Origin of the sequence: Natrinema pallidum DSM 3751 (genome assembly GCF_000337615.1) — an archaeon.
GTDB classification, from domain to species: Archaea; Halobacteriota; Halobacteria; order Halobacteriales; family Natrialbaceae; genus Natrinema; species Natrinema pallidum.
In genome coordinates this window covers 1-1,087 of sequence record NZ_AOII01000047.1, presented here as the reverse complement: position 1 = coordinate 1,087, position 1,087 = coordinate 1, and the positions used below count along the sequence as shown (strand labels likewise).

The window sequence follows — 1,087 nt, the reverse complement described above, 5'->3', positions numbered from 1 at the left end:
CCCGACGGTCTGGACGTCTACTCGGATGCGCTACTGCTGATCGATGCACTCGAGCGCCACGACGTAACCGACCTGCCTGAGCTGGAGACGGCCACACTGGTGAATCTCTATACGCTGCTGTCGGATGTCCAGCGTGATGCCAACGACTTTCGGCAGGAAGTCGCTGACGTACTTCTCTCACGCCTCCATCACGACCGGCCTGTTGCCGGTCAGTACGGCTCGGTCCAGCGTACGAGTCGCCGCAACCGCTCGCTCAAAGACGATGAGGAAGTCCTCTCGATGCTTGAGGCGGAAGGGATCGACCGCGAGCGCGTCATGAGCGTTGATCGCCAGAAGGTCGACGAAGCACTCGAGGTGACGACACTCACCGAGTCCGATGTCTACGAGATCAATGAGAGCGAGTACGTTCGCAAGGCTGAGGTCGACGACGACGTCAAAGAGTCACGCCTTCAGGGATTGAAGGACCGGCTTGCCGCCAGCGAGGAGACAGAAGCCGAGGAACTGCAACAGGAAATCGAAGCACTCGAAGAGCGTATCGACGACCTCACGAGTTTCCGGGCGGGGACAGAGGTACAGTACTGACTGCTAACGGCTTGTGTATCCCATTGTCTTCCGAGAACTGTTGGAGTGGTCCCGAGACGGGTCACTCCACGCAAAACCGTGTGCTGTTAGTTTTGCCGGGCCCGCTTGAAGAAGGCGATTGCAGCGCCGAGGAGCACGAGATTCTGGAGGAACGAGGTGAGTTCTTCGTCACGCGAGTCTTCGTCGACGGCCCAGAAATCGTGCATGACCGGAGTCACGCCGATGAAGAACGCGGCAACACTGGCTGCAGACAGCTTGGGCAGTTTCCAGAAGCCGATGCCAAGGCCGCCACCGAGAAGGAGACCACTCGAGGCAGGGACGAGTTTGTCTGCGAGGGGGACACCTTTGGCATCTGCATAGGCGATTCGTCCGTCAAGATTCGTGAGGTTGCGGAGTGCGAGTGCTGCAAGCCCGCTCCCAAAGAGGAGTCGACCGAGCAACGACGGTGGGCTCTCGTGAGCAGAGTCGGAATCAGACATCAACTAGAGCAGAGGGCGCTGGCGGG

At 59.4% G+C, this 1,087-nt stretch carries 1 protein-coding gene and 1 pseudogene; one reads left to right on the top strand and one right to left on the bottom strand.

Annotated elements, in window-relative coordinates; genetic code table 11:
• Window positions 1-582 (top strand): annotated as a pseudogene (locus tag C487_RS09205) (DUF2800 domain-containing protein); the annotation flags it as partial.
• 86 nt (window positions 583-668) lie between these two features.
• Here the strand turns inward: C487_RS09205 and C487_RS09200 are convergent.
• The gene (locus C487_RS09200) at window positions 669-1,061 is read right to left on the bottom strand and encodes a hypothetical protein (protein WP_049908052.1); all 393 of its coding nucleotides are present in this window, start codon (window positions 1,059-1,061) and stop codon (window positions 669-671) included.
• Between the last annotated feature and the right edge of the window lie 26 nt (window positions 1,062-1,087).

Bases quoted from the DNA above. Each gene is read 5' to 3' on its own strand.
- C487_RS09200 (WP_049908052.1), bottom strand. From the start codon at position 1,061: ATGTCTGATTCCGACTCTGCTCACGAGAGCCCACCGTCGTTGCTCGGT.